This is a genomic window from Streptomyces sp. SAI-135, from assembly GCF_029893805.1.
Lineage (GTDB): Bacteria > Actinomycetota > Actinomycetes > Streptomycetales > Streptomycetaceae > Streptomyces.
Genome location: NZ_JARXYP010000002.1, coordinates 5,118,270 through 5,142,822 on the forward strand (window position 1 = coordinate 5,118,270; position 24,553 = coordinate 5,142,822).

22 protein-coding genes and 1 tRNA gene are annotated in these 24,553 nt (G+C 68.2%); 5 read left to right on the forward strand and 18 right to left on the reverse strand.

Features of this window, described 5'->3' with window-relative positions:
- Positions 1-94: 94 nt before the first annotated feature.
- Positions 95-1,726 carry an alpha/beta hydrolase gene (locus tag M2163_RS27695; protein ID WP_280895329.1) on the forward strand — a complete coding sequence of 544 codons (1,632 nt, stop codon included), beginning with the start codon at positions 95-97 and terminating at the stop codon, positions 1,724-1,726.
- A 107-nt stretch (positions 1,727-1,833) separates the two neighbouring features.
- Positions 1,834-1,907: transfer RNA gene (locus M2163_RS27700), tRNA-Thr, on the forward strand.
- Positions 1,908-2,122: 215 nt separating this feature from the next.
- On the opposite strand, the gene M2163_RS27705 is transcribed toward M2163_RS27700, so the two are convergent.
- From M2163_RS27705 to M2163_RS27725, 5 genes are all read right to left on the reverse strand, one after another.
- On the reverse strand, positions 2,123-3,301 hold the full coding sequence (locus M2163_RS27705; RefSeq protein ID WP_280895330.1) for a hypothetical protein: 1,179 nt from the start codon (positions 3,299-3,301) through the stop codon (positions 2,123-2,125).
- Between the two features lie 138 nt (positions 3,302-3,439).
- Positions 3,440-4,813 carry a site-specific integrase gene (locus tag M2163_RS27710; RefSeq protein WP_280895331.1) on the reverse strand — a complete coding sequence of 458 codons (1,374 nt, stop codon included), beginning with the start codon at positions 4,811-4,813 and terminating at the stop codon, positions 3,440-3,442.
- A gap of 65 nt (positions 4,814-4,878) precedes the next feature.
- The gene (locus tag M2163_RS27715) at positions 4,879-5,079 is read right to left on the reverse strand and encodes a helix-turn-helix domain-containing protein (protein ID WP_280895332.1); all 201 of its coding nucleotides are present in this window, start codon (positions 5,077-5,079) and stop codon (positions 4,879-4,881) included.
- Between the two features lie 498 nt (positions 5,080-5,577).
- Positions 5,578-7,059 (reverse strand): ATP-binding protein, encoded by a 1,482-nt coding sequence (locus tag M2163_RS27720; protein ID WP_280895333.1) that lies wholly within the window; start codon positions 7,057-7,059, stop codon positions 5,578-5,580.
- 2 nt (positions 7,060-7,061) lie between these two features.
- Positions 7,062-7,889: a bifunctional DNA primase/polymerase gene (locus tag M2163_RS27725; protein WP_280895334.1), complete on the reverse strand. Its 828-nt coding sequence runs from the start codon at positions 7,887-7,889 to the stop codon at positions 7,062-7,064.
- Positions 7,890-8,096: 207 nt separating this feature from the next.
- Between M2163_RS27725 and M2163_RS27730 the strand changes: the two genes are divergently transcribed.
- Positions 8,097-9,119 (forward strand): hypothetical protein, encoded by a 1,023-nt coding sequence (locus M2163_RS27730; RefSeq protein ID WP_280895335.1) that lies wholly within the window; start codon positions 8,097-8,099, stop codon positions 9,117-9,119.
- A 4-nt stretch (positions 9,120-9,123) separates the two neighbouring features.
- On the opposite strand, the gene M2163_RS27735 is transcribed toward M2163_RS27730, so the two are convergent.
- The 8 genes from M2163_RS27735 to M2163_RS27770 all read right to left on the reverse strand — a co-directional run bounded on the left by M2163_RS27735 (position 9,124) and on the right by M2163_RS27770 (position 15,757).
- Entirely contained in the window at positions 9,124-9,576 is a 453-nt protein-coding gene (locus M2163_RS27735; RefSeq protein WP_280895336.1) for a hypothetical protein, read from the reverse strand.
- 168 nt (positions 9,577-9,744) lie between these two features.
- Positions 9,745-11,796 (reverse strand): plasmid transfer protein TraB, encoded by a 2,052-nt coding sequence (gene traB, locus M2163_RS27740; protein ID WP_280895337.1) that lies wholly within the window; start codon positions 11,794-11,796, stop codon positions 9,745-9,747.
- 13 nt (positions 11,797-11,809) lie between these two features.
- Entirely contained in the window at positions 11,810-12,409 is a 600-nt protein-coding gene (traA, locus tag M2163_RS27745) for a plasmid transfer protein TraA (RefSeq protein WP_280895338.1), read from the reverse strand.
- A 16-nt stretch (positions 12,410-12,425) separates the two neighbouring features.
- Complete coding sequence (locus M2163_RS27750; RefSeq protein ID WP_280895339.1) at positions 12,426-12,911, reverse strand: hypothetical protein; 486 nt, start codon at positions 12,909-12,911, stop codon at positions 12,426-12,428.
- Between the two features lie 60 nt (positions 12,912-12,971).
- Positions 12,972-13,328, reverse strand: a complete 357-nt coding sequence (locus M2163_RS27755) for a ParB/Srx family N-terminal domain-containing protein (RefSeq protein ID WP_280895340.1) — start codon at positions 13,326-13,328, stop codon at positions 12,972-12,974.
- Positions 13,329-13,404: 76 nt separating this feature from the next.
- Positions 13,405-14,487 carry a phosphoadenosine phosphosulfate reductase family protein gene (locus tag M2163_RS27760; RefSeq protein ID WP_280895341.1) on the reverse strand — a complete coding sequence of 361 codons (1,083 nt, stop codon included), beginning with the start codon at positions 14,485-14,487 and terminating at the stop codon, positions 13,405-13,407.
- The gene (locus M2163_RS27765; protein ID WP_280895342.1) at positions 14,484-15,497 is read right to left on the reverse strand and encodes a DUF2637 domain-containing protein; all 1,014 of its coding nucleotides are present in this window, start codon (positions 15,495-15,497) and stop codon (positions 14,484-14,486) included. Before M2163_RS27765 ends, M2163_RS27760 begins: the two co-directional genes overlap by 4 nt.
- Positions 15,494-15,757, reverse strand: coding sequence for a DUF6284 family protein (locus tag M2163_RS27770; RefSeq protein WP_280895343.1), 264 nt, complete (start codon positions 15,755-15,757; stop codon positions 15,494-15,496). Before M2163_RS27770 ends, M2163_RS27765 begins: the two co-directional genes overlap by 4 nt.
- Before the next feature lie 513 nt (positions 15,758-16,270).
- Here M2163_RS27770 and M2163_RS27775 point away from each other — a divergent pair.
- Positions 16,271-17,026 carry a helix-turn-helix transcriptional regulator gene (locus M2163_RS27775; protein ID WP_280895344.1) on the forward strand — a complete coding sequence of 252 codons (756 nt, stop codon included), beginning with the start codon at positions 16,271-16,273 and terminating at the stop codon, positions 17,024-17,026.
- 3 nt (positions 17,027-17,029) lie between these two features.
- A complete protein-coding gene (locus M2163_RS27780; RefSeq protein WP_280895345.1) occupies positions 17,030-17,503 on the forward strand; it encodes an NUDIX domain-containing protein in 474 nt (157 codons plus the stop codon).
- On the opposite strand, the gene M2163_RS27785 is transcribed toward M2163_RS27780, so the two are convergent.
- From M2163_RS27785 to fxsT, 5 genes are all read right to left on the reverse strand, one after another.
- Entirely contained in the window at positions 17,491-18,045 is a 555-nt protein-coding gene (locus M2163_RS27785; RefSeq protein ID WP_280897328.1) for an HD domain-containing protein, read from the reverse strand. The genes M2163_RS27780 and M2163_RS27785 overlap by 13 nt on opposite strands.
- Before the next feature lie 13 nt (positions 18,046-18,058).
- Positions 18,059-18,520 (reverse strand): GntR family transcriptional regulator, encoded by a 462-nt coding sequence (locus M2163_RS27790; protein ID WP_280895346.1) that lies wholly within the window; start codon positions 18,518-18,520, stop codon positions 18,059-18,061.
- 106 nt (positions 18,521-18,626) lie between these two features.
- Complete coding sequence (locus tag M2163_RS27795) at positions 18,627-20,174, reverse strand: hypothetical protein (RefSeq protein WP_280895347.1); 1,548 nt, start codon at positions 20,172-20,174, stop codon at positions 18,627-18,629.
- A 411-nt stretch (positions 20,175-20,585) separates the two neighbouring features.
- On the reverse strand, positions 20,586-21,014 hold the full coding sequence (locus tag M2163_RS27800; protein WP_280895348.1) for an alpha-L-rhamnosidase C-terminal domain-containing protein: 429 nt from the start codon (positions 21,012-21,014) through the stop codon (positions 20,586-20,588).
- An 86-nt stretch (positions 21,015-21,100) separates the two neighbouring features.
- The gene (fxsT, locus tag M2163_RS27805; protein ID WP_280895349.1) at positions 21,101-24,127 is read right to left on the reverse strand and encodes an FxSxx-COOH system tetratricopeptide repeat protein; all 3,027 of its coding nucleotides are present in this window, start codon (positions 24,125-24,127) and stop codon (positions 21,101-21,103) included.
- Positions 24,128-24,553 lie beyond the last annotated feature (426 nt).

Below are 24,553 nucleotides of genomic sequence, written 5' to 3' on the forward strand. Positions count from 1 at the left end.
GCGACGGGTGATCATGCGTTTGACCGGGTCACTCGTACGGGCCGCATTGCGCACGCAGAGCATGCGCGTCAGTGCGGAGAGTTACGCTCGCCCGATGCACATCAGGCGTAATCCCCGCCGCACCGGCCGCAGGCTTCCCCTTCGCCGGGCACAGGCGTCGGCACCGGCACGCACGGCCCGTGCCGGTGGCATCCTCCTCGGTGTCGCCGCGCTGCTCGTCTCCGCCTGCTCCGCGGGCGCCTCGACGACCTCGGCCACCTCGGCCGCCGACGTGGCCCTCGGCGCCCTGCCGCGGTCGACACCGGCCGCCCTCGCGCCGTACTACGCGCAGAAGGCGCGCTGGCGCGAGTGCGGGGTGCCGGGTTTCCAGTGCGCCACCCTGCGTGCGCCGCTCGACTACGACCAGCCGGCCGGCGGGGACGTCCGGCTCGCCGTCACCCGCAAGAAGGCCACCGGGCCGGGTGAGCGCCTCGGGTCGCTGTTCGTGAACCCGGGCGGACCGGGCGGTTCGGCGGTCGGGTACGCCCAGGCGTACGCCGGGATCGGCTACCCGGCCGAGGTGCGGGCCCGTTACGACGTGGTCGCGGTGGACCCGCGCGGAGTCGCCCGCAGCGAGCCCGTCGCATGCCTCGACGGGCGGGACATGGACACGTACACGGGGACGGACAGCACCCCCGACGACGCGCGCGAGGTCACGGAACTCGTCGACGCCTACAAGAAGTTCGCGGAGGAGTGCGGCGCGCACTCGGCGAGGCTGCTGCGGCATGTGTCGACCGTCGAGGCGGCCCGGGACATGGACATCGTGCGGGCGGCGCTGGGCGACCGGAAGCTGAACTACGTGGGGGCGTCGTACGGGACGTTCCTCGGGGCGACGTACGCGGGACTCTTCCCCGGCCGCTCGGGGCGGCTGGTGCTGGACGGCGCGATGGACCCCTCGCTGCCCGCGCGCCGGGTGAACCTCGACCAGACGGCGGGCTTCGAGACGGCGTTCCGGTCGTTCGCGAAGGACTGTGTGCAGCAACCGGACTGCCCGCTCGGCGCGAAGGGCACCCCGGTCGCGGAGGTCGGCCGGAACCTCAAGGCGTTCTTCCGGAAGCTCGACGCGCACCCGGTCCCCACCGGAGACGCGGACGGCCGCACCCTCGGCGAGGCCCTCGCCACGACCGGTGTGATCGCGGCGATGTACGACGAGAGCTCCTGGGCGCAGCTGCGGGAGGCGCTGACCTCGGCGATGAGGGAGAGGGACGGCGCCGGTCTCCTGGTCCTCGCCGACAGCTACTACGAGCGGGACGGCGACGGCCGCTACAGCAACCTGATGGCCGCCAACACGGCGGTGAACTGCCTCGACCTCCCGCCCGCGTACGACCGCCCGGAGCAGGTCGAGAAGGCCGTCCCGGCGTTCGAAAAGGCGTCCCCGGTCTTCGGTGAAGGCCTGGCCTGGGCTTCCCTCAGCTGCGCGTACTGGCCGGTCGGGCCCACGGGTGAGCCGCACCGCATCGAGGCGCGGGGCGCCGGGCCGATCGTCGTGGTCGGCACCACCCGCGACCCGGCCACCCCCTACCGCTGGGCCCGTGCCCTGGCCGCCCAGCTCACCTCGGCCCGCCTGCTCACCTACGAGGGCGACGGCCACACCGCCTACGGCCGCGGCAGCGCCTGCATCGACTCCGCGATCAACGCGTACCTGCTCCGCGGCACCCCTCCGGCGGCCCGAAAGCGCTGCTCATAGCCTGGTCTGCGGAGCGTCCGGGGGTGCCCCGAGGGCTGGTGCGGAGCACCCCCGGAAACTGTGTAGACTTACCGACGTTGCTGATCGCACCATGGTGCGGACAGCGCGCCGCCTTAGCTCAGATGGCCAGAGCAACGCACTCGTAATGCGTAGGTCTCGGGTTCGAATCCCGAAGGCGGCTCTGTGGAAGCCTCAGGACTCACTCGCCGTGACCTGGGGCTTTTGCTTTTGCTGGATGCGGCGACGGCGCTGTGTGCTGGCCGCGCGACTGTCCATGGTCTCAGTCTTGGTCTCAGTTCGGTGTTCCTGGCTGGGCATGAAGGCTTCCCCCGTGTAGCACCGGTGGCGCGTGGTCACTCCTGCCAGGCGCAGGAACTGGAGAGGGTGCCGACGCCTTCAGCTTGAGTCGCTGTGGTGACGTCGAGGGAAGGCGTCTCCGGCCGGCCAGTCTTTGGGCAGACCGAGTGCGGTGTGGATGGGGTGAGCAGCCGGTTGGTGCACGACGTGCAACTCGCCCAGTTGTGCCGTTGCCCAGGTGGGGAGGACGGGGGCCGGAAGCGACTTGGAGTCGGGGCTTTGCCACAAGACGGGGGCGTTCTTTGTCCAAGTCCAGGGCGCCGGGTTGTCCACGAGGAGCACGCCGCTGACCCGACTGTGGTCATGATCGTACGTGGCAGTCCAATAGCCGTTGAGCTTTCTGCCGAAGGTTGATGTGCCAGCACGGACGTACTCGACTGAGGTTCCGTAAAGCGCGTTCTCGGTGTCCTCATCTTCAGGGAACAAGGCTGCATGCCCAACAGCCACAATGAACGGCAGTTCCAGGTCCCCGTACTTCCCGCCCTTCCTCTTGACTGCGTCGAGCACGAGATTCGATTCGTCAACCCAGGTGGCGGCGTGGACGCCAATTGTCCTACTCGTCGGATCGCCTCGCCTGCCGGGACTGCGAGGGATCGCCTCGAACGTGATGCTCCAGCCCGCCTCCCGCCAGGTGCGCCTAGGCAGCGGCATCTTGCGTTCGTACCCGGCAATGACTTGGTCAGGGTCCAAACTCGCCAACCATCGTGTCAGCTCAGTCTTCAAACGCCTCTGCGAGGGAGTTGAGGGACCGACGCTGTTGAGCGTGTAGGACAGGAAGAAGTTTGGACTAGGCACACGATCGATGGCATCACTCAGCTGAGGTGGGAGCGACGTACCCGAGGTGTCACTCAGCCGCTGGGCCGTCCAGATTGCCTCAACGACAAATTGATCTCCGCCGCGGGTGACCAGGAAGTCGGGGTTCTTGCCATTCGTGCCTACTTGGTGCTCAACCTGCACGGTGCATCCAGAACCGAGCAGCATCTCGTGCAGGTACAACTCCCACAGCGCTGAGAAAACGTTCGCATCGGAGTTCCGGTCCAGCAGTCGACTGCGCAAGCCGGACTGAGCCTGGGCCGGGAAGTGTGACACCCAATCGTTGATCACGCCCCGAACCTGATCCCAGAATGGGCCAGCGATTCTGTCGAGAAACTCGGCATCCGGCTCCGATGCCCGTTTCGGCGAGGAATCCGTCCGGTTCCAGTCCCTGTATACGACCATGACCAACGATCTTAGAGCGCATCACCGACTATCCCGAGACAATTTCCGCTGGACCGCAGTGGTCGCGGGGCCTAACTGCAGACCCTGCCGCGGTGCGTGCACGGCAGGGCGTGCTGAAGTTGGGACAGGCCCTCTTGTTCAGCGGATGCGGCGACGACGGCGAGCGCGCGCCGCGCGGGTGTCCGCATTCTCGGCTGGGGGTTTCTTGCCGGGCATGAAGGCGTCTCCCATGCGGCGCATGGCGTCCTTGGAGAGGTGGGATCTGCCTTTCACGTACCGGCGGGTCTGGCTGATCTGGGTGTGCCGGAGGATCTCCATGATCGTGGGCATGTCCACCCCGAGTTCGTTCAGGATGGTGCCGGCGGTGTGGCGGCTGCCGTCGTAGAGGCGGCGGTCATCGATCCCAGCCTCTTTCAGCAGTTCCTTGAATTCCTCCCAGTCCTGGCGGGGGTCGAGGGGCCGGCCGTCCGGGCGGGTGAAGACCAGCTTGTGTTCCTGCCACTCGTCTCCGGCCGCGATGCGCATTGCCTCCTGCTGCGCCTTGTGCTCGCGCAGGTAGGAAATGAACGGCGGCGGGATGGGCACGGCGTTCCTGCTCTTCTTGGTCTTGGGGCGGGTGAAGACCAGGCCCCCGCCTTTGCGTTCCGGGCAGACGCTCGCGTGCCTTGTGCAGCCCTTGGGGCACGGCTTGGGGCACCCGCGCTTGTAGTTCTTGTGCGTCGTGCAGTCAGTCGGGCACGAATCGAAGCGGTGGAGGCGCCCGCCGCAGGCGTGGGGGTCCTGGCAGCCGTGGCGCCACGTGAGCCGCTGAAGCTGCCACTGGGGGTGGAACAGCTCGTTGTCGAGGTCGACGTACGGCCACCGCAGGCCCAGCGTCTCGCCCTGTCGGAAGCCCATGCCGACGCCGACGCACCACCGCATGAAGGTGGGTCGCTTGGCGGCGGCCTCCAGAAATGCCTGTGCCTCGTCCGTCGTGAACGGGTTCGCCTCGGTCTCATCCACTGTGGGCGGGTCCACGAGAGTGGCCACGTTCTCGACGATGAGCCGACGACGGTGAGCGATTTTCAGGGCGCGGGAGAGGATGCGGTGCACCTTGAGGACGTGCGAGGGGGCGTGACCTTCATCGAGCATCGCGCGGTACATCCGCTCAAGGTGTTCCGGCTGAAGCTTGTCGATTCGGTGCTTGCCGATGCCGGGGATGATGTCGTTCTTGGTTTTGGACCAGTAGTCGTCCAGGGAGCGCGGCTTGAGCTTCAGGGATGCGATGTCGGTCAGGTAGGTGGTCATCCACCCCTCCACGGTCGGCTTGCGGCCGGCCTTGGGTGCGCGTCCCTTGTCGCGCAGGGCCTCCAACTCGCGGACCTTGCGCTTCACTTCGGATTCCGTGCGGGCGCGGCGGTGGCGGCGGTCGGGGCTGCCGTCGTCCTTGACGCCCATGGTCACGCGGCCGTGCCACCAGCCGTCGTTGCCCTCGTAGATGGACGACTCCATGTTCGCGTTGCGGGGGCTCATGTGCTCCTCCATGCGAGAGGCGGCCTCGAACCTGTGGTCCGAGGCCGCCTCAAGGTGCGTGTGGGTCAGTTGGGCATCGGTTCGAGGCTGTTCACGAATGCCTCAAGGTCGCTCCGGCGGATTCGGCGGGAGCGGCCTCGCTTGACGTATTTCAGGGCGCCTTCGGCCATGAGCTCGTAGACGGTGGAGCGGCCGAAGCGAAGGACCGTGGCGGCCTCCTCGGGGGTGTAAAGCAACTGATCGGCGGGGGCGAGGGCGGTACTCATCGGGGCGTATCTCCTCGGGGTCGCTCGGGGGTGCTCCGTGACGATTGGTGCTGGTGCCGTGGGGGGAAAGGCAGGCGGGAGCCTGCACCTGTCCGAGGTTCGGATTTCTGCGTCACCGCGTCACCTGCGTCATTCAGGTCGCTGACCTGCGGTTATCGGTGACGGAGCGCGGTGGGGCTGCGTCACCGCCGCGTCACCTGCGTCACCGGGGGGTGACGCAGGTGACGCACGATGACGCAGCCGGTTGGGCTCTGCGTCACCGCCTTCTGTGCTGGTCAGGGGCCGTTTTCCGGCGTGGGTGACGCAGGTGACGCAGCGTTCCCCTACTTAGGAAAAGAGAGGTGGTGGTGTCTGTTGTTGTGCGCGGCTCAGGACGCGAAGAAGGAGCCGCTACGCGGCACGTCCTTGGGGCGGTGCTGCGCCCCGAACAGCAAGAGGAGCACCCATCGCCGCGTCGCCGCGGGTGCTCTTCTTGCCGTTGCGGGGTGACCTGCATGTTCAGAACGCGGCTTCCTGCTGCGGCCCGGGTGCCGGCGCCGGTGCGGGTTCGGCAAGCTCGATGTAGCGGGCCGTTTTGGTGCGTCCCCAGTCCACGACCAGGCCGCGGGCGGCGAGGGTGGGCTGAAGGCGCTTGAGGCGGTCGGAGAGCACCTTGCCAGTGGTCGGCCATCCCTTGGGCACGGGGCGGCAGTCCTCGCCGCTGTAGAGCTGGGTGAGCAGGTGCAGCCACTCCGCGGACGTCATCCGCTCCTGCGCCCCGGGCTGCATGCCGGCCGCGTACTGGAGCACGGTCTGTGCGAGCAGGTCGCCCTCGATGACGTCGTCGTTGAGGTCGTCCAGCCCGGCCCGGTAGGCGGGCAGAGCTCCGAGGCCCATGGCCTCGTCGAGCTGTGCGCACAGGTGGGCGAAGTCGGCCATGCGCAGGTCGGTTGGCGTCTCGGCGGTGGCGGCGCGGACTTTGACGGTCAGGTCCAGTAGGGAGCCGAGCATGACGGGCAGGGCTTCGGCGTACTCGGTCCACAGCTCCGCTTCGGTGCGCCGCACCTTCGGGCGTTCGAGGCGGAGCGGGAGGAGGCGTTCGGCGAGGTCGGGGCGGATGACGCCGACGTCGATGCCGGTCAGGAGTAGGGGGCGGCGGTAGCGGGCGCGGAAGACGTCTCCGTCGGTGAACAGGGCGCGCTTGACGGACTCGGCTCCGGTGACGATGCAGCACATGGCATCCGACAGGTCCGGGGTCATGTGGGAGAGGTTGTCCAGCGCGGTGACCCATCCCGCGGCCACGGCCGCGATCAGGTTGTCCTCGTCCTTCGGGGCCCGGCGCAGGTCTCCGGTCATGCCCTCGATGAGCCGGATCAGCATCCTTCCGCCGGTGGATTTGCCCGCGCCCTGGGGGCCGGTGAGGAAGGGGGCGGGGACGGGCACGGAGGGTTCCAGGCAGCCGATCAGCCAGGCCATGGCCAGGCACTCCGTCTCCGCGTTGGCGAAGTTGCACAGCCGAAACAGCAGGTCGATGCCCTTGCCGTTGGTGTCCTTGACGGGCAAAGGGAGTTCGCCGGTCAGTTGGGTGCGCCGCCAGCACACCTCTGCCGGGTTGGGGGTGCGGATGTCCCAGCCGGTGGGGTGGATGCGCACGGACTGGCCGTCGGTGCGACCCAGGTCCAGCCAGGTGGCCCCGTCCAGGCCGGGGGCGACGCGGATGTGGACGGGCTGGACCTGCTCGGTGAGGGCGAGTGCTTCGATCAAGTCGAGTGCCTCCTTCATCGCGGTGCCGTTGAACGTGCCTAGTCCGTCTTTGAACAGTCCGACCATGAGTTCTTGGCGGTGGCTTCCGGTGGTGCCTTGGGAGCGGATGGGGCGGGCGACGGGGTGGCCGTTGCGCTGTGCGTAGACCGTGCCGTCCGCGGTGCGGAAGTAGCGAAAGCGCTCTTGGGCGTAGTCCGCGATGACCTTCCGTGCTGGGTTCTTGTCGTCGTCGTCCATGCTCAAAGCCCCAACCGGGTGCGGGCGTTGGTCCACGCGTCCGTGCAGTGTCGGGGTGTTTCGCCCTTGGTCTGAGCGGCGGTGAACAGGCGGGCGATGTGGTCCTCGGTGAGGCAACCGCACCGGCCGTGCGTTGAGAGCACGGCCAGGAAGGTGCGGTAGACGGTGGTGTGGATCGTGCTGCGGGCGTCGGTGATGCGCTGTTCCGCCATGGCGATGCCGCGTTCGAGGTAGGCGGGGGTGCGGTGGCGGCATTCCCCGCCCCCGGTCGGCGCGGGAACCCTGACGGGTACGGGGGTCGGGGGCTTGGCTGCGGTGAGTGCGCGCACGATGTCGGGCAGCGCGGCCAGGGTGCCGGTGCCGGGCCCGAGCCAGCGGGCGTAGGACATGGTGGACTTGATGTCCACGCCGGGCCGCACGCCGTTGGCCGACGGCATCGTCCCGCGGTAGAGCCAGTGCTCGCCGCGGGTCGTGGGCACGGTCCGCGTCTTGGGCAGGGTCTCGCGGGCCCACGCCATGGCGTCGGCGTTGTCGCAGTCCACGACCGTCAGGCCGGCGCCGCCGGGGTGGTAGGCCACGGCCGCGGCGCATTGCCATGCGCTCGCCCATGCCGGCGAGATGATGACGCTGGTGTCGGTTGTAGCGGCGGCCCAGCCGTGGCAGGGGGCGGGGCAAGTGCAGGGGCCGGGGTTCTTCATGTTCGGCCGGCCACCGCACGAGGTGTACAGGCACGCGGGGCAGTTGGCGAAGGGCACCTTGCCCTTGCGCAGCGGCAGCACGGGCAGCCCCTCGACCGCGAGCTGGAGGGCCGTGTGCAGGTGGTTGCTCACGCTGCGACCTCCAGCGTCCGGGAGGCGAGGAAGGCGAGGGCTCGCCGGATGCGAGTGGGTTGGGTCATGCTGGAGACCTCCAACAGGTCTGTCGAGGACTGGTTGGTCAGGGCGGCCCCGCGACTTTGGCGAGACGAGGGGGCCGCCCTGCTTGCCGGCGGGTACCGGCAAGGGCTTGTGTCAGTGGGGCTGGATAGGTTGCGTCTCATGGCGACTGACGACCTTGTTCCAGGCACGATCGCGACGCGCGCTGAGGTGAAGGCGATCTACGGCGGAGCGATCCAGGGGGGTATCCAGACCCCGGCGAATGGCGAAACGGTGCTGATCTACTCCGACCCGGCGGCGGGGGCGAAGCACGGCTACACCTTCGACGGGCAGGTCGAGGACGACGAACACGGCCCGCTGTTCCTCTACACCGGTGAAGGGATGTCGGGGGATCAGCAGATGACGTCTGGGAACAAAGCCCTGCTGGACAGCGTGACCGATGGCCGCAGGGTCCTGCTTTTCGTCGCGGCCAGCAAGAAAGGCGCTGCCAAGGGGGGTGTGCGGCACCGGTTCGTGGGGCCGGCCCTGGTGGACCCGGTGCTTCCCTACGTGGAACGCCATGCGCCGGGCGGAGACAAGGTGATGCGGAGGGTGTTCGTCTTCCGCTTGCGTCCCGTGCCGGGGGTGGAGTGGTCGCTGACGGATGCAGACATGGCGATGCCTGCCAGCGTGAGCAGTGTGGTCGAGTTGCCGGCAAGTCCGAAGGCGCCTGCTCCGCCCGCGAAGCAGAAGGCGAAGCAGACCGGGGTCAAGGACAAGAAGACGGAGAAGCACTCCACGGAGAGCACCACCGCCACCATCCGGGTTGGTGAGCGGCAGGTCGTCCGCCGTGAGGGCCAGTTGGTCACCGCGTTCGAGGAGCACCTGACGGCGGTAGGCCACGTCTTCAAGAGCTTCCAGATCACAGTCAAGGGCGAAGTGGGCGCCCTGGTGCCGGACTTGTACGACAGCACCGACAACGTGCTGTACGAAGCCAAGGGGCAGGCGAGTCGCAACGCCGTGCGCTTCGCGATCGGCCAGCTCTTGGACTACCGCCGGCACTTGGACGTGCCGGCCGGTTTGCGGCTCGCGGTGCTGCTGCCGGAAGCGCCCAGCGAGGACGTGCAGGAGCTGTTGAAGGCGGAGAACATCGCTCTGGTGACGAGGACGCCTGAGGGATTCGAAGGCTTTCCCCTCACCGCCTGAGCCTCTACCCGTGGAAGTGGCTGCGCTTGATCACGGCTTTGCGGATGTTGACCGTGGTCCCGCCGCTGTGCCGGCTGGTCGTGCCGAAGATCTGTACGGCGATCCAGCCGCCGAAGATGACCGCGGCGAGGGTGATGAGCTGGGTGATGAACGCGGTCAGTGCGGCGATGAACGAGGTGAGCAGGACCAGTCCCCCGCACACCGCGCCGAACCCGATGCCCCCGAGGGCGATGTTCACCGCGGTGCGGGAGATGGCCGGCCGCGCGTCGAGGGGTTCCGGGGCGGGCGCGGGGGCTAAGGGGTAGCCGGTGACCACCTGGCCGTTGGGCAGCACGATCGACTGCACCGCGGATGCCGGGCCCGGCTGTACGGGCACGAGGGGTGCGGCGGGCGCGTGCATGGTGATCGGGATGGGGTGGTGGACTTCGACGGCCGCGGGCCGTTCGGAGTGGGCCACGGTGATCCTTCCGGGTAGCCCGCGGGCCCGCGCCAGGGAGTGTGACGCGGGTGCGCGGGAGGGGTGTCAGGCGGGTGTGCGGGGGTGTGACGGGCCGCTGTTCCGGCGCGTCACACCCGCGCCTGCCTAGGGGTTTGGGTGTGACGGGCCCGTCACATGTGACGGGGGTCAGGCGGCCGTGAGGACGGGGACGATGCGCCACCGACCGGTGGTGTTCGTCTGCTCCAAGCGGCCCTCGATGGCCGCTTCCTTCAGCCGTTTGGACACCCAGGAGCGGGAGAGGTGGTGGCGGTCGCACCAGTCCAGGAAGTCCTTCGGGCCCACGATCATCTGTCCGGCTTCCTCGAACTCCTCCAGGGCTTGGGCGAACAGCTCCCGGGCCTCCTCCGGGGAGGGCTTGCGGCCGGCTTCCTGTCCGAAGATCGGGGCGTCATCGCCCTCCTCCAGCTCGGGCAGGTCAACCTCGGGGTCGATGTGCTGGTCTTCCGGGTCCACGAGCAGGCCACCGTGGTCCATGTCGTCCTCCTCCGTGACGGCCCGCAGCGCCGTTGCCTGCTGGTCGGTGCCGGCGTCCGTGCGGCCGGTGTACGCGTTGCCGGCAACGGCGGTGGCGGCGCCGGCGGTGATGGGGTCGGCGGTGGCGCCGTTGCGCTGTGCCCAGGTGGCCAGCAGCTCCATGACGGGCACGGCCCGCTTGGTGAAGCGGCGGGTGCGGCCTGGGGAGGCGTAGCGGTCCTCGGGGATGCCGGGGGAGACGACGTAGCAGTATCCGGGCCGCCGGTTGCCCCACGCCCCCGGGTGCGCGCCCTGTGCCAGTACCTCATCCGGCAGCGCGAATCCCTCATCACGCGCGTCGCAGCCCAGCGCGATCACGGACGGCAGGGAGGCGCGGGTGGAGGTGGACATCTGGTCGTAGGAGGGACGCTGAAGCGACACGATCAGCGAGACGCCGGCGGAGCGGGCCTCCTGCGCGATGCCGGTGAACGCGTCGTCCCCGAGGTTGCGCAGGGTGTTGGCGGCCTCCTCGAACCAGGCCACCAGGAACGGCATCCCCGCGCACCCGCACGCTGTGCCATCGGTGCGGCAGGAGTGCTCCGGGTCGTTTTGCTGCTCGGCAGCCTTGGGCACCCACTGGCGGTAGCCGTGGGCACCCAACCAGCGGGTACGGGCCGGGATGACCGCCTCAACGGCCGCCACCATGACTTCCGTCTGGCTGCCGCCTTCGGCGTCCCAGTCCAGACCCGCCCGCAGCGGGGCGAAGTCCTGAAACGCCTTGGGGTCGGAGAACCACACGATGACGTCCCTGCGGGAGAGGATCTCCGTGAGCAGATTCAGCGCGGCATCGCCCTTTCCGGAGCCGGACTGGCCGGCGATCAGGCCGTGCGTGGAGTTGCGGCCCGCGTCCGGGTCACCGGGCAGCCACATCACCAGCAGGGAGCCGTCGTCGTACCGTCCGATGACCAGCGGCTCAGCGATTGAACCCCCGAGATTGGAGGGCCCCTGCCACTCGACGACCTCGGACAGCATGTCCTCGGGCACGATGACCAGCTCGCCGCGGCGGTTGGAGTCGGGGTTGGGGGTGTAGCGGACCGCGGAGGTCGGCAGGTCCAGGGCGGAGGCGAGGTTGCCCAGCGCTTTGGCCATGTCGTCGTTGGTCTGCGATCCGGCATCCAGCGCGACGGGGGCGGTGACCCGGTTGGGTTCCACCTTCGCTGCCCCGATCTGCGCCCGCGCGAGTCCGATCTTCTCCAGCAGGCCCTTGTCGCCCCCGGGGCCGGTGGCGTCGGGGGTGTGGCGCAGGGCCATGCGGATGTTCCAGGACAGCGCCAGGACCGGGCCGCCCATCAGGAACAGGTCGTCGATCGGGCCGGCGGTCGGTCCGGACAGGCAGGCGGCGGTCACCCAGGCGGAACCGGCGGCCACGGTGATGGCGGAGTGCAGGCGCCGCTGTTCGCTGGTGCTCTTGCCCATCCACCAGGTTCCGCCGGTCAGCGCGACCGAGGCGAGGGTGAGGCCGACGCCGGCCCACGGGCTGTCGCCCCACTGCCAGTTGCCCACCGCGCCGACCAGCCCGGTCCCGGTCCAGCCGAGCCACGGCGGCAGATGCGGCTTAGCCCGATTCATCAGGTACGCCCGTACCGTGCCGCCCGAACCCTCGTTCATGCCGGTGACGGCGAGCGGGTAGCTGCGTCCGTCCTGATCAGTCCACTGTCGAGCCATGGCCCAACCCTCCTTACTGCTGAGCCCAGTTCATGACCGGCTGTTGCGGCTTGCGGGCGCGGTGACGCACCCGGTTGATCTCTTCCTCGAACTCCTGCTGAAAGGTCGCGTAGCAGGCCGCGGCGTTCTTCGCGGCATCCCGCAGGGCATCCGCGGAGCGCTGCATCTTGCGGGAGACCTTCCGAGCCCGCACCCGGGAGCCGAACGTCCGCCCCTCCGGGTCCGGGACCGCGGTCAGCACGCCCTTGAGGATTTCGGCACCCATGGCGACCTCAATCGAGAGCGTCACGGCCGCGGCCCGCAGGGTGTTGCAGTAGTTCCGCACCTGCGCCGGGGAACCGAATTCCGGGGCAGGCAGGAGGGATTCGGCGTGAGAGCGGCGACCCCCGGCGCGGCCCGCGGTCTTGTTGTTGTTGACGGTGACGTTGATCGGGGGGACGAAGGAGCCGCCCATCGCGCCGATGAATCCGCCGGCGGCGGCGCCCGCGTTGGCGAACTTGGCGCCCTTGTTCTGCGGGTTCGCACCGCGCCGGGCGTTGGTGAAGGGCTGGCTCGCCTGTCGCCGGGCGAAGTCATCGACCTGGCGGGCGGAGGCGTTGCGATTAGCTGCCATCGGGCAGTCTCCTCAGCTAGTGGGTGCGGCGGACGATGAGCCAGGCGGACTGCGCCACGATCAGGGCGATCAGCCAGATCAGCCCGAGCGGGCCGGCCCACGGGCCGAAGGCTGCGGCCAGCGCCGCCCACGCCCCGATCAGGGTGGCGAGCGCGCTCAGGGCGATGCGCCACGCGAGCGTGGAACCGTAGCCGGGGCGCCGGCGCTGCAAGACGGCGAACCACACCGCCGGCGCGACGGCGAGCGGGGCGAGCACCAGAGCCGACCACCAGCCCAGCACGTGCAGGAGCGCGGTCACGACCAGCGCGAGCAGCGCGAGGGCGGTGGGGGCGAGCGCGGCGCGGAAGGTCCACAGCAGCCGCCCGAGGAACCCGAACGCCTCGCGGGTCAGCGAGGGCCGGTCGGGGACGACGATCAGGAACGGTTGCGAGCGGCGCCCACGCTGGTGCGGGATACGGACGGTGTGGACACCCGCGGCGCGGGTGCGGGTACGGCTGGACACAGCGAAACTCCCAGGTTGGAGGGGTGGTCGAAGGTGCTGTGCGATGCGCGAAGCGCCGGCTCACAGAAGCGCGGAGGGTGCGCCGCTGTTCAGGGCGAGCAGGTCGTAGGGGAAGGGCTCGCGTTCCATCCGGACGCCGGATGCCTTGATCCAGTACCAGTGGAACGGGAACCAGGCCACGTGCAGCTCGAGTAGGGCCACGGCCCGGTGGTGCCCGTCGCACACGTACACGTCCGGGTACCGGTCACTGACCCCCAAGATGATCGGCGTCAGCAGGCCGTGCTCGGGGATGGACGCCTTGAGCTCTTCCACCTTGGCCCGGTCCTTGCCGGGCCGGGCGAACTGCCGGCGCGCATGGCTCCATCGGTGGAAGTCGGTGGGGCGTATCTGCCGGTCGTTGAGGAATGCGGTCCTCATCCGCCCGCGGTACTTCCCGCCGGCCCGACTCACAGCGAGGCTGGACACAGCGAAACTCCCAGGTTAGACGGGGTGTTCAGGCGGCGCGCTGTTCGTCGGTGCGGGTGAAGGTGTCGAACTGGCTGGGGGTGATCAGGCCGGACTCGCGCCATTCGGCGAGCAGATCGGCTTGCCCCTCGATGACCTCGCACTTGCCGCACAACCGCCCGGCCGGGCGACGGGTGCGCTTGCCGGGCGGTCGCTGGCCCCACTTGCACGCGGTCAGGCCCGCGGCTTCGGCCTCGCGCTGCAACTCCCGCAGGGGCTTGGTGGCGTGGGGGTAGAAGAACTCGATCTCTTCGAGCTCATTGGGCTTGGCGAACGCGCCGCATAGGCACTCCCCGGACATGTGCAGGTGCACGGTGACCTCGTTGAGCGGAAGGGCGTTCGGGGTGCACAGCATGTGGTCGGTGTGCTGGTGGGGGAGGGTGCAGCGGTGGCGATCGCGGTATTCGCGCATGTGGGCGTTGGTCCAGTGCACGATCGGGGAGACCCAGAGCAGGGCGCCCTCGCGGTCGACCTCTTCTGCGTTGCGAAAGCGCCGGTCGGTCTCGGCCCAGCGCATGCCACCGAGGTAGACGACGTTGCGGGTACGCCCGTGGCGGCCGATGATCTGCCCCCGCAGGCGCTGTAACGGCTCGTCTTTGAGCCTGCGGTACATCACTGAGTGTCCAGCCGGGCCGGGGAAGCCCTTCCACACCTGGCGGCCGATGTTCTTACCGCGAGTGGACAGGACCTTGCCAAGCACGAGATCCCGGTAGGAGTTCCTCGGGTGCAGTTCGTGCAGGGGCAGACCCCAGGCGGCAACCACGTCACGCACGTGCTGGGTGGTCTCGGGGATACCGGTCCCGGTGTTGACGTGCGCGATCGCATCCACACGATGCCGGAAGAGGTGATTGACCACCACGGAGTCGTTGCCGCCGGAGAACAGCCCGATCGTGGTCACGACCGGGAAGGCGGCCAGGACGCGATCGAGGATGCCGAAGGAGCGGGCGATCGCCTCATCCAAGGTCAAAGCCTCCAGCTCAGCCTCCGCCTTCGGTGGCCGGCCGGTGATGCGGTCGGCCATGCCGGGGAACATGTCCCCCACCGGCTGTCGCCGCTTATTGCGGGAGGTCATGCCGCCACCTCAACCGGCTCGTGGTCCCGGGCGGGGTGGCCGGCGTCGCGGAACTCCTGGTAGCGGGTGGACACCCATCCCACGGACCAGCCGCACAGCTCGGCAGCGGACCGCACCGAAAGCTCAGCTTCGAACGCGGCCTGCACCATCGCCCGCGCCTGCTCCTCGGGGAGCTTCTCCACAGCGGGCCCGGCGGCCAGCAGGGCGGCGCGTTCACGCTCGGCACGGGCCTGACGATCCGCCCGTTCACGGCGTTCACGCTCCGTCCGCGCGGCCCGCTCCCGCTCGGCACGCTCAGCGGCCTCCCGTTCACGGCGTTCACGATCCCGGGCCTGCTGTTCACGCTCGCGCTCAGCGCGTTCACGAGCCTCCCGCTCAGCCTGCTCGCGGGCCGCGGCCTGCGCGCGTTCCTCGCGGCGGGCCCGTTCCTCGCGCTCAGCTTGCTCGCGGATCAGGCGGGCTTCGTGTTCACGCTGTTCACGCGCCAACATGGCCGCGTGCTCGCGCTCCTCACGGGCCAACCGCGCGGCCGTCTCCCGCCGCTCAGCAATCGCCCGCTCGCGGGCCTCACGCTGCGCCTGCTGCCGCGCCTCAAGGTCGGTCATGGCGGCGGCGATCGCGCGCCGGTAGGCGAGCCCTGTCTCCGCTGTGACGATGAGCAGGAGCGGGGCGACCGCGTGCACGGCCACGCCGACCAGGTCGTTGTGCAGCGCGGAGTCGGCGACGTTGAGGGCGAGGGTCATGCAGCCGGTCATCCAGCGCAGCACGATCGGCCACTTACCGCCGTGTCCTCCGAGCCGGGCCAGCACCGCATCAAGGCGGACCACGATGACCACCGCGGCATCCACCACCAGCGGCAGGATCGGCGCGGTCCACTTCCACTTGTCGGGGGTGTGGGCGGCGGCGAGGGGGGTGACGGTGAGGATCGAATACAGCATCGCGCCCGCCACGATCAGCCACGTGCCGATGGACAGGGCCCGTTCGGCTGAACGGATCTGAACAGCGTTCACGCCCCGACCCCCGAGGCGGTGACCGTGTGGTTGATCAGCTCCACTCGCGCGGCCAGCGCCCGCCGGCGGGCCCGGCGGATACGCCGCTCGTCCAGATCGGTCGGCGTGCGGTCGAGCGTGGCGATGTGCGCGTCGAGCAGGTCGATGTCCGCGAGGATGACGGGCATCTCGCGGTCGATCGCGTCCAGCTCCGCATCCGTCGGCTCCATGAAGTCGGCGAACGCGGTAACAGCTCCCTGAACAGTGACGATGTGGTCCATTGGGTCGTGGTCCTCCCAGAAGGTGAACGGCCCGAACAGCGGCCCCGGTGTTCCAGCACCGGGGCCGCGCGCCGTTGGAGTCGGTAGATCCGGCTCCCCTCAGCGCCGCTCGTACGAGACGAGCGGCGGAGGCAACCGGCCGCAGCCGAGCTGCGGAAAGGTCGGATTGCGCTCTACCGCGCACAGGACAGAACCCATGCGCGCCCGCCCTCTTGCTTCGGAGGTGGGGCGGGCTTCCCTCAGCACTCTGTTGAGTTTTCAACCAACGTGCGCTCACTTCGTACTCACTCCTTGCAGAGCTTTCCTCCGGCCGCTGTCATGCAGTACCTGTTTTACAGGTACTGCATGGGGTTCCGTCAAGGGTGCTGACCGAACGTCATGTGTTTCGCTAGTACTTCTTGGCGCACAATCAGATTCGCCCCAGGTCAGGGGAGTTGGTCACCCCGCCCGTGGACAGCGCTGAATCATCTAGCTACCGTCAAGAAGTCCCTAGAAGTCCGTGCGGGAGTGACGATGTCCAACGAACGGTTAAGGTCTGCTCTGTTGGCACGCGGCATGACGATCCAGGATCTTGCGGAGCAGATCGGCGTGATCCCTAAGACCGTCGAGCGCTGGGTCACCCAGGGGAAGGTGCCGTACCGGCGCCACCAGTACGCAACAGCAGCAGCACTCGGTGTTGACGTGACGATGCTGTGGGACGACCCCCGGACGCAGGAGTCCGCCGCCGACCTGAGCAAAGCGGAGATCGTGACGGTCTACCCGCATCGCCACGTTGTACCGACGGACTTGTGGCGGGAGATGTGCGAGCGTGCCAAGGAGTGCATCGACATCCTGGTCTACGCAGGCATCGGCCTTGCAGAAGACCCACGCTTCCTCTCGGTCCTCGAAGCGAAATCGAAGAGCGTCGCGATTCGCGTCCTGATGGGCGACCCCGCGTGTGAGGCCGTCATCCAGCGCGGCATTGACGAAGGCCACCGCATCATGGACGGCAAGATCCGCAACGCCCTGGTCAACTACAGCCCTCTGTTCATCAGCCACCCCGATATCGCGTTCCGCCTGCACGACACCGTGCTCTACAACTCGATCTACCGTGTGGATGACGAGATGCTCGTCAACACGCATGTGTACGGCATCGGTGCCTACATGGCGCCGGTCCTACACCTACGGCGGCTCCCCGGTGCCGGGCTCTTCGACACCTTCGCCAATAGCGTGCAGCAGACCTGGGAAGGCGCAAGGCCAGTGACCGAACACGACATCACGGGAGCATGAGTCATGGGACGCATCGACTACCTTCACGACCCCGACGCCCCGCCGGCCAACTCGGTGGTGCCCTCCGTCGTGGCGTTCGTGCAGAACGATGCGGGACAGGTGCTGATGATCCAGAGGTCGGACAATGGCCGTTGGGCTCTGCCCGGCGGCGGGCACGACGTCGGTGAGTCCATCAGTGACACCGTGGTCCGCGAGGTCTGGGAAGAGACGGGCGTCAAGGCCGAAGTCGTAGACATGTCCGGCATCTACACTGACCCGGGTCACGTGATGCAGTACGACGATGGCGAGGTACGCCAGCAGTTCAGCATTTGCTTCCGCGCGCGGCCGGTCGGCGGTGAACTCCGTACGAGTAATGAGACGACTCAGGTCCGCTGGGTCGACCCGGCGGACCTGAAGGCGTTGGACGTGCACCCCACGATGCGGCTCCGGATCGAGCACGCGATGGACCAGGTGCGGACGGCGCCCTACATCGGCTGACGCTTTGCGGCGGCGACTCGTTCAAGGACGCGGCATGTGCAGTCAAGGATCGCCGGTTCGGCCCGGCGGATGAACTTGCCGATCAGGCTGTCCGGCCCGTAGCGCCCGGCGATCTCGTTGATCCGATCGATGGGGTTCGTCGGAGTGCCGTCCGGAGTGGTGCTCATGTCGCAGTAGCAGAGCGCATCGTTCAGGTGCTCGCTCTCGCGGGGGAACTCGCCGACCAGTTCCGCATGCAGCCCGCGCGCCTCTGCCTCAAGCCACGAGCAGGAATGGTGAGCCACCAGATTCGTCACCCGTTCGTCGGCGCTGGCGATGTCCCGCAGGTAGCGCGCGCCGTCCAGTGGGTGAAAGCCCGTCTTGGCTAGGTCCGGTGCGTAGCCGATGTCGTGCAGAACGGCAGCGGCCTCCAAGAGGTCCGCGTCTTGGTCGAGAACGAGCGCGATCGTACGTGCTCTCTGGGCGACCCCCAAGCAGTGCTGCCAGCGTCGTGGCAACGGCTCGGCGAGCAGGGACTCAGCCAGGGGATAGGCCCACTCCATCAACGTCGGCAAGTTAGGAACGCTCCTCTCGCGCCGGCACGGCGCGGATCGTCCGCACCTTGCCCTGTCCGCCCCCCGCCAGCACGCCAGCGGCTTCCAGTTTCTCCAGCGCCTTGGTCACTGTGGGCCGTGAGACACCGAACCGTTCGGCCAGCGCGCCGGCGCTGGGAAACGCTTCCCCTTCTCGCAATCCGTCAGTGGTGATGATGCTTGCGATCCGCTGGTGAAGCGGACGTTGGTCGACCCGCACACCTGATCGCACGATCCGCCATCGCTCACCTGGGACGGGCTCGGCCAAGCCCTCCTGTCGCAGCACGGCGTACGCCCGGATGGCGACGCCGCGCGAGACGCCGTGTTCGGTCATGACGTCAGCTAGGGAGGGCAGTTCTGTCATCTCTGGGTGCGACTCGATCAGGTCTTTCATCGAGTCGGCAACCTTCAGGAAGGTGCCCCGAGGGCTGGCCGCCTGCGACACTCGCACTCCCTCTCCGATCGCCGTCGTCAACCTTAAGACTGCCACGACTGGCAACAGCGAAGGGAGGACCTAGGGCGCAGCGGTCGGCCGCGCTCGTGACCAACCACTAACGCCTTGAATAGTCAGCGCGAGTGTCTAGGCCCATGTGGAACGTGGGGTGGATGGTGACGTCTGTGATGGACTCCAGATTTCGCACTCTCTCGGCAAAATCAGGATCCTCCTGGACGAATCGGAATTCAGATCGACTGCCAGTCTTGCAGCCGATGAAGCCGATGTTGTACAGCAGAGAGACTAGAGGTCCGTACCAGTCTGACCAGCTCCCTTCGGCATGTGTCCACATTTTCGCCGTGAGTGCGTAGACCCAGTCAGTTCCGCCGAAGGCCGGATCCCCAGCAGTTTGTGTGATCGCATCGTCTAGTCTCCGAGTGAATTCGTCTGCCGACATTGGCAGAGTGACACCCTCGAACACCTCGAAGATTCGATCAATCCCTGGGTATGAAGTCTTCCATTCGTCGCGTAGGGCTAGCAGACGCTTACGTGAATAGGGCTCCTCGGCTCCCCTGATCTCATCCCAAGTCAGAGGTTCGGCCCGCCCGGATCGCGCTAATGCTTCATTGAAGAAGGCGATGATGTCTCGCGGCCGCATCAGGGTGCGTTGCAGCATGTATTCGAGCGCGTCGCCGCGAGTGGTGTTTGTCCGAGGTAGGATGTCATAAGCAGAGCGCAATTTCACGTCGAAGTCGGAGGTGGCAACCCGGATTCTTTCGGAAACCAACTCTTCGAGCTCTGTTGCGGTCCAGCGCATCCGAAGTGCGAGCGCACGAAACTTCTCCTCTTGCCCGCCCGAACGATGCCCAAAGTCCAGATGCTCAAAGATGTTGGTGCGGAGCGCTACGATGACTTTGAGGTTGTTGACGCGCTGCAAATCCAACACTGCCCGGAAAAGGCACCGGATCAAGGCGTTTGCCAGCTTATCGTCAACCCAGTCCCTGTCCAGGTCATCGATTACCACATAGGTGAAGTTCTGACGGCTATCCAAGATGTCCTCATCGAGAACATTGATCATCTTGTTCAGTCTGGCCATCTGAGTTTCGTTGACGATACGCTGAAATCGATCGGCCAGCTCTGTGCGCACTTCTGAGGAAAAGGTGTCTCCTGATGTGGCTCCGAGGGTCGCGTCCGCCGATCCTGGCAGAGTAACCCTCCCCTTGGCCTCCTTATTGATGCGCTCTTCGAACTTTTCTGTAACCTCCCGGACTCTCTGATCGGCTTCAACCCAAAAGCGGTCCTGGAACTCCTCCAAGTATTCTAGAGCGGCCCTCTTGCCGGGATCTCTGCGGATCTTGTCTCGCAATGTCACCAGGAAGTTCGCCTTTGCCGCAGGGGTGTTCACCTTATAGCGATGGCGGATGAGTTCTACGAGTAGAACGTGTTTCCATAGTGCGATAAAGAGCGGGTCGAGGCTGACTTCGAGTCCGTCCAGGAAACGCATGATGCCGAGATTGGTGATGTACTGAAGGGAAAGGTCTTCAGGAATCACCCTTACAACATGACCCGGAGATTCCTCTTCTAATTGTTGAAGTGCAGCCGACTTTCCGCTACCGGTCCTTGCGATGATGAAGCAGCGGCGATCGTCCTTATCGGAGATCGTCAAGTAGTCGTCTGATTCGTAGAAGGCGGAATGCAGTAAGCGCTTGTCTGCTTTCTGCCTGTTCGGCGCCCAAATTGAAATTGGCCCCACGCCGACGCGACCTGTTTTGAGTCATGTGGCCCCCTCAACTTCGCAGAAGTCCCCGGTACTCTGCGTGATGATTCACGTACGGTAGCGCACCCGCGGCGACTTGAGTAGGACTTCGGTAGTTGCCAAAGGCCCCTGCCGAAGGGTGCCAACGGGCACTCGTAGTGGTGTGGCGACGCCTAGCAGGGGCGGCATAGAAGCGCAAGGCTGCACTCCGCCGGAGACAGTGCGCTCGTATCTGGGTCTCAGTTGCGGTCTCAGCAGAACCCGTTTCCACGGTTGTTCGCAGGCGTCCCCGAGCGTCCAGCAAGCCCTGTGAGCAGGGGATTAGCCAGCTTCGCCTACAACTACGGACGCCCCCGGACCAAGATCGGACAACTCGTAATGCGTAGGTCTCGGGTTCGAATCCCGAAGGCGGCTCCATCGAAACCCCAGGTCGGGAATGCGACCTGGGGTTTGTCGTTGTGCTCGATCCTGGGATGCGCGCGCGACGGCATCACCGCCGAACTCCCACTCCTCGTGCGGTACCGGAACACCACGAACCACAATTCGGTCCGCAGATGCCGCGCTCCCGTCGGAGCAGTGACCCGGGACCCGCATCGACAGCCGCAGCCGGTCGTCGACGCGGGTCCAGGACACCGCCGCGGGGCCGCGCACCGTACGGATCGAGGTGCGGGCCCAGTTCATGCCCGTGCGGGCGTCGGGGCGGACCGTGAAGGTGCGGTAGCCGGCGTCTCCGGGGCGCAGTCCGGCCACGTTCTCGTAGAGCCAGATTCAGTCCGCTCTCTCGGGCGCGATCCCACGGAGCGGTGAGAACGCCCTACGAGGGATGTGACGCAAACTCAGGGATGACGTTCGTCCGGACTTCCGCCGGGCGCCGGGCCGGGATCGTCCCCCAGCTCCTCCTCGATCCGCCGGATGAGCGGGTGGTCCTGAGGGTGCACCCGCAGATAGATCTCCCGGGCCGTGACCAGGTCCTCGCGCCAGCGCGGCGGCCGGCCTCCGCTCGCGCTCCCCTTGCGGATCAGGGCCCGGCGGTAGCGGGCCTCGGCCACGTAGGGGTGCTGGGAGCCGTACTTCTCGGTGTAGATCCGGATGGCGTTCTTGACCTCCGTCAACGCCGCCTCGGTGTTGCCCTGGTCGTGCAGGAGGTGGGAGTAGCGGACCAGGGCGCAGGCCCGGTCCGGGTGGTCCCGGTCACCGTCCATGTGAGGGGCGGACAGCACCTGGTCGAAGATCCGTTTCGCCTCGGCGAGCAGACGCTCGGCCTCCCGCTCCCCCGGCGAGGAGCGCTCGCGCGCGGGGGAGCGCCGGTCGTCCCGGCCCCGGTAGCGCGCCGCCCGCTGCCTGAGCGTCTCGCCCAGATGCACGGACGAGGAGAGCACGATCGGATGGCTCACCGCGTACCCGGCGCACTCCAGGACCTCCAGCGCGCTCCTGAGGTGGTGCTCGGCTCCCTCCAGGTCCTCGGAGTCCAACAGGGCCAGCCCGAGCGCCTGGTGGACGAACGCCGTACGGTTGCGCCGCGCGGGCTCGCCGTCCCCCGGGGCGCGCTCCAGCAGTTGGAGTGCCTCCCGGTGCAGCTTCAGCGCCTCGCCGAGCCGCCCCTGCCGCCAGCGGACGAGGCCCAGGTCGCACAGGCCGTCGGCGATCTTCACCGGGTCGGTCTCGGACAGCCGCCGCAGGCGCAGCAGCGTCTGGTCCGCGGCCTCGGACGCCCCGTCGAAGTCGCCGAGCTCACGCAGGACACGCCCGAGCTGCATACGGCTCTCCAGCGTGCGGGGGTCGCGGTCGCCGTCGAGGCGCAGCCGTATCTTGAGGGCGTCCTCGGCGAAGCTGCGCGCCTCGGGCAGCTCGGCGCTCAGCACCTTGAGCCGGCTGAGGGAGACCAGGGTGTTGGCGACGAGCGAGTTCTGGCGGCCCCAGAGGTTCTCCCGCTGGCGCAGGGCGTCCATCAGGAGCCGCTCCGCCTCGGTGCGGTCGCCCTGCACACGGAAGTACTCGCCCATGCTCTGCAACAGCGTCGAGGTGTTCTCGTCGACGACTCCGAGCCGTCCGCAGTGGTCGAGCACCACCCGGGCGTGCGGGAGCAGTTCGACGCACTGGGGCCAGGTGCTCTCCCGCTCCGGGTCCTCCGGGAACCAGCCGTTGACCAGGCACACCGCCGCGGCCGCGTGGAAGGTCTGTTCCTCCTGGGGCATCTCCTCGCGGATCACGGCCTGCACCTGGGTGTGCATCACCAGCTTCGCCTCGCCGGTGAGCAGCGAGGAGTTCCTGGCCGTGTCCTTGATACGGCGGTCGCGCGGCGGCTGTGCCAGTCCCTCGGCGAGGGGCCTCGGCAGCAGGTCGGTGCGCTGTCCGTCGGCCTCGAAGAAGTAGCTGGGTATGCCCTGCGGCGCGAGGAAGGCGCACAGCCGCAGCAGCAGTCCCGCGAGCGCGTCCCTCGTCTCGGCCTGGTGGAAGGAGTGGATCCAGGCAGGGGCCCCGCTGGGACTGGTCTCCGGCCGGGCGGACGGGGCGTCCTGCGAGGGGAGGTCCAGGGCCTGGAGGTAGGCGTCTATGTCGGGCTCGTCGCGCAGGGAGGCAGCCGCGGGTTCCAGGGCGAGCGGCAGCCGGCCCAGCCGGTCGACGATCTTCGCGAGTCCGGCCTCGTCGTCGATGCCGCTCTCGTTGCGGAGGAAGGACACGGCCTCCTGGGCGGTGAACGCCTCCAGGGCGATGCGGTGGTGGGGGGCGCTGCGCTGCCAGACGGGGTTGACGGAGGTGATCAGGACCTGGCCGCCGTGCCCGGTGTCCGGCAGCAGCTGCCGGATGGTCGCGTCGTCCTCCGCCCCGTCGTAGATCAACAGTGCTCTGATCCTGGGTAACTCGTTGGAGAGCAGGTGCTGGAGGGTCTGCTCGGGATCGCGGTCCTCGTGCGGGGCCCGGGGCCCGGTCTGCTGGTCGCGCAGGTCCTGGAGCCGGTGCGCCAGGGCGAGCAGACTCGCGCGGGCGGTGGGGGCGTGGGCGGCCTCCACCCGCCAGATCACGTCGAAGAGATCCTCGTAGCGTCGGGCGTACTCCAGTGCCAGCCGCGTCTTGCCGATGCCGCTGAGGCCGTGGATGGCGCAGGTGCGGCCGCCGCCCGAGGCGTTCACCGTGCCGAGGACCGCGCGCAGCAGGGCCAGTTCCTCGCGCCGTGCGGCGAAGTGCGACACCGCCCGTCGGTCGAAGTTGGTGACGAGGGGGCCGAGGGCGGGGTAACGCGGTTCGACCTCGCCGACGACGTGGGAGGCCGTGTACTCCGGCAGGGGGACCGCGCCGGCCTGGTGCAGGCGCGCGTCGATGGTGGCCGCCGCGTCGTCGGCCGTACGGCCGGCCAGCGTCAACACCTCGCAGCCGGCCCACCGGGTGAGCGGTGGGTCGTGGTGCGCGGTCACCAGGGCGAGGACGGATCTGCCGCGAGCGCGGGCCACGCGGGTGTGCTCGGCCGAGTGGTCCACGTCGTCCAACGCCCGTGACACGATGACCAGTTCGTGGTCAGGAGCGACCTCCGGCGGGGGCGGGAACAGGTGCTCCGCCGGTGCCCACGGCCGCGTGGAGGTGAGATACCCGATGCGCCTGAGGCGCCAGGCCAGCCAGTGCGCCCAGGGCTCGTCGCCGTGCGGATGGCTGATCAGCACCTGCGGCGGAGTGCCCGCGGCCCGGGCCCGCAGGGAGTTCCCCGAGTAGGCGCCGAGACCGGTGCCCGCGGCCAGCAGGCAGATCACCAGGAACTGCGCCCATCCGCCCACGAACTTGACGCCGGCGAGGGCGCCCGCGGCCACGGCCGCGCCCGCGACGGCCAGCACCTGGTCCAGACGTCGCCTGCCCCGACTGTTACGGCGCATGGGATCCCCCCGCCCGACACCGTTCCCCCATGTGAGGCAACAAGTATGGGGCGGGAAACGGCTTTTGGCGCCCCCGTTGCACAACTCGGTCGCCGGTGGTCCGTCACTCGGCTGGAGGTGGCCCCCTACTCGGGCGGCGGCGACCCGCTACTCGGACGCCGGTGACCCGTCCCTCGGATGCCGCGTGCCCACCACTTGCAGCCGGTGGCCGGCCGCTCGCCCGCCGGCCTCTCGCCGCTCACGCCGGTGGCTTGCTGCTCAGCCGCGCTGGCCTGCTGGTGGCTTGCTGCTCGGCCAGCGGTGGCCGGCCGGTTGCTCGCTGCTCACGCGCCCGGCGGTCGGCCTCTCGCCCGCCGCTCACGCGCCCGGCGGTCGGCCTCTCGCCCGCCGCTCACGCGCCGATGGCTGCCCGCTTGCCCGCCGGTC

What these genes read in the sequence shown, in the direction of transcription:
- traB (WP_280895337.1), bottom strand. Translation starts at nt 11,796, where the DNA reads ATGGCTCGACAGTGGACTGATCAGGACGGACGCAGCTACCCGCTCGCC.
- M2163_RS27695 (WP_280895329.1), top strand. Translation starts at nt 95, where the DNA reads ATGCACATCAGGCGTAATCCCCGCCGCACCGGCCGCAGGCTTCCCCTT.
- traA (WP_280895338.1), bottom strand. Translation starts at nt 12,409, where the DNA reads ATGGCAGCTAATCGCAACGCCTCCGCCCGCCAGGTCGATGACTTCGCC.
- M2163_RS27720 (WP_280895333.1), bottom strand. Translation starts at nt 7,059, where the DNA reads ATGGACGACGACGACAAGAACCCAGCACGGAAGGTCATCGCGGACTAC.
- M2163_RS27770 (WP_280895343.1), bottom strand. Translation starts at nt 15,757, where the DNA reads ATGGACCACATCGTCACTGTTCAGGGAGCTGTTACCGCGTTCGCCGAC.
- M2163_RS27730 (WP_280895335.1), top strand. Translation starts at nt 8,097, where the DNA reads ATGGCGACTGACGACCTTGTTCCAGGCACGATCGCGACGCGCGCTGAG.
- M2163_RS27760 (WP_280895341.1), bottom strand. Translation starts at nt 14,487, where the DNA reads ATGACCTCCCGCAATAAGCGGCGACAGCCGGTGGGGGACATGTTCCCC.
- M2163_RS27780 (WP_280895345.1), top strand. Translation starts at nt 17,030, where the DNA reads ATGGGACGCATCGACTACCTTCACGACCCCGACGCCCCGCCGGCCAAC.
- M2163_RS27785 (WP_280897328.1), bottom strand. Translation starts at nt 18,045, where the DNA reads ATGGAGTGGGCCTATCCCCTGGCTGAGTCCCTGCTCGCCGAGCCGTTG.
- fxsT (WP_280895349.1), bottom strand. Translation starts at nt 24,127, where the DNA reads ATGCGCCGTAACAGTCGGGGCAGGCGACGTCTGGACCAGGTGCTGGCC.
- M2163_RS27710 (WP_280895331.1), bottom strand. Translation starts at nt 4,813, where the DNA reads ATGAGCCCCCGCAACGCGAACATGGAGTCGTCCATCTACGAGGGCAAC.
- M2163_RS27715 (WP_280895332.1), bottom strand. Translation starts at nt 5,079, where the DNA reads ATGAGTACCGCCCTCGCCCCCGCCGATCAGTTGCTTTACACCCCCGAG.
- M2163_RS27755 (WP_280895340.1), bottom strand. Translation starts at nt 13,328, where the DNA reads ATGAGGACCGCATTCCTCAACGACCGGCAGATACGCCCCACCGACTTC.
- M2163_RS27775 (WP_280895344.1), top strand. Translation starts at nt 16,271, where the DNA reads ATGTCCAACGAACGGTTAAGGTCTGCTCTGTTGGCACGCGGCATGACG.
- M2163_RS27705 (WP_280895330.1), bottom strand. Translation starts at nt 3,301, where the DNA reads ATGGTCGTATACAGGGACTGGAACCGGACGGATTCCTCGCCGAAACGG.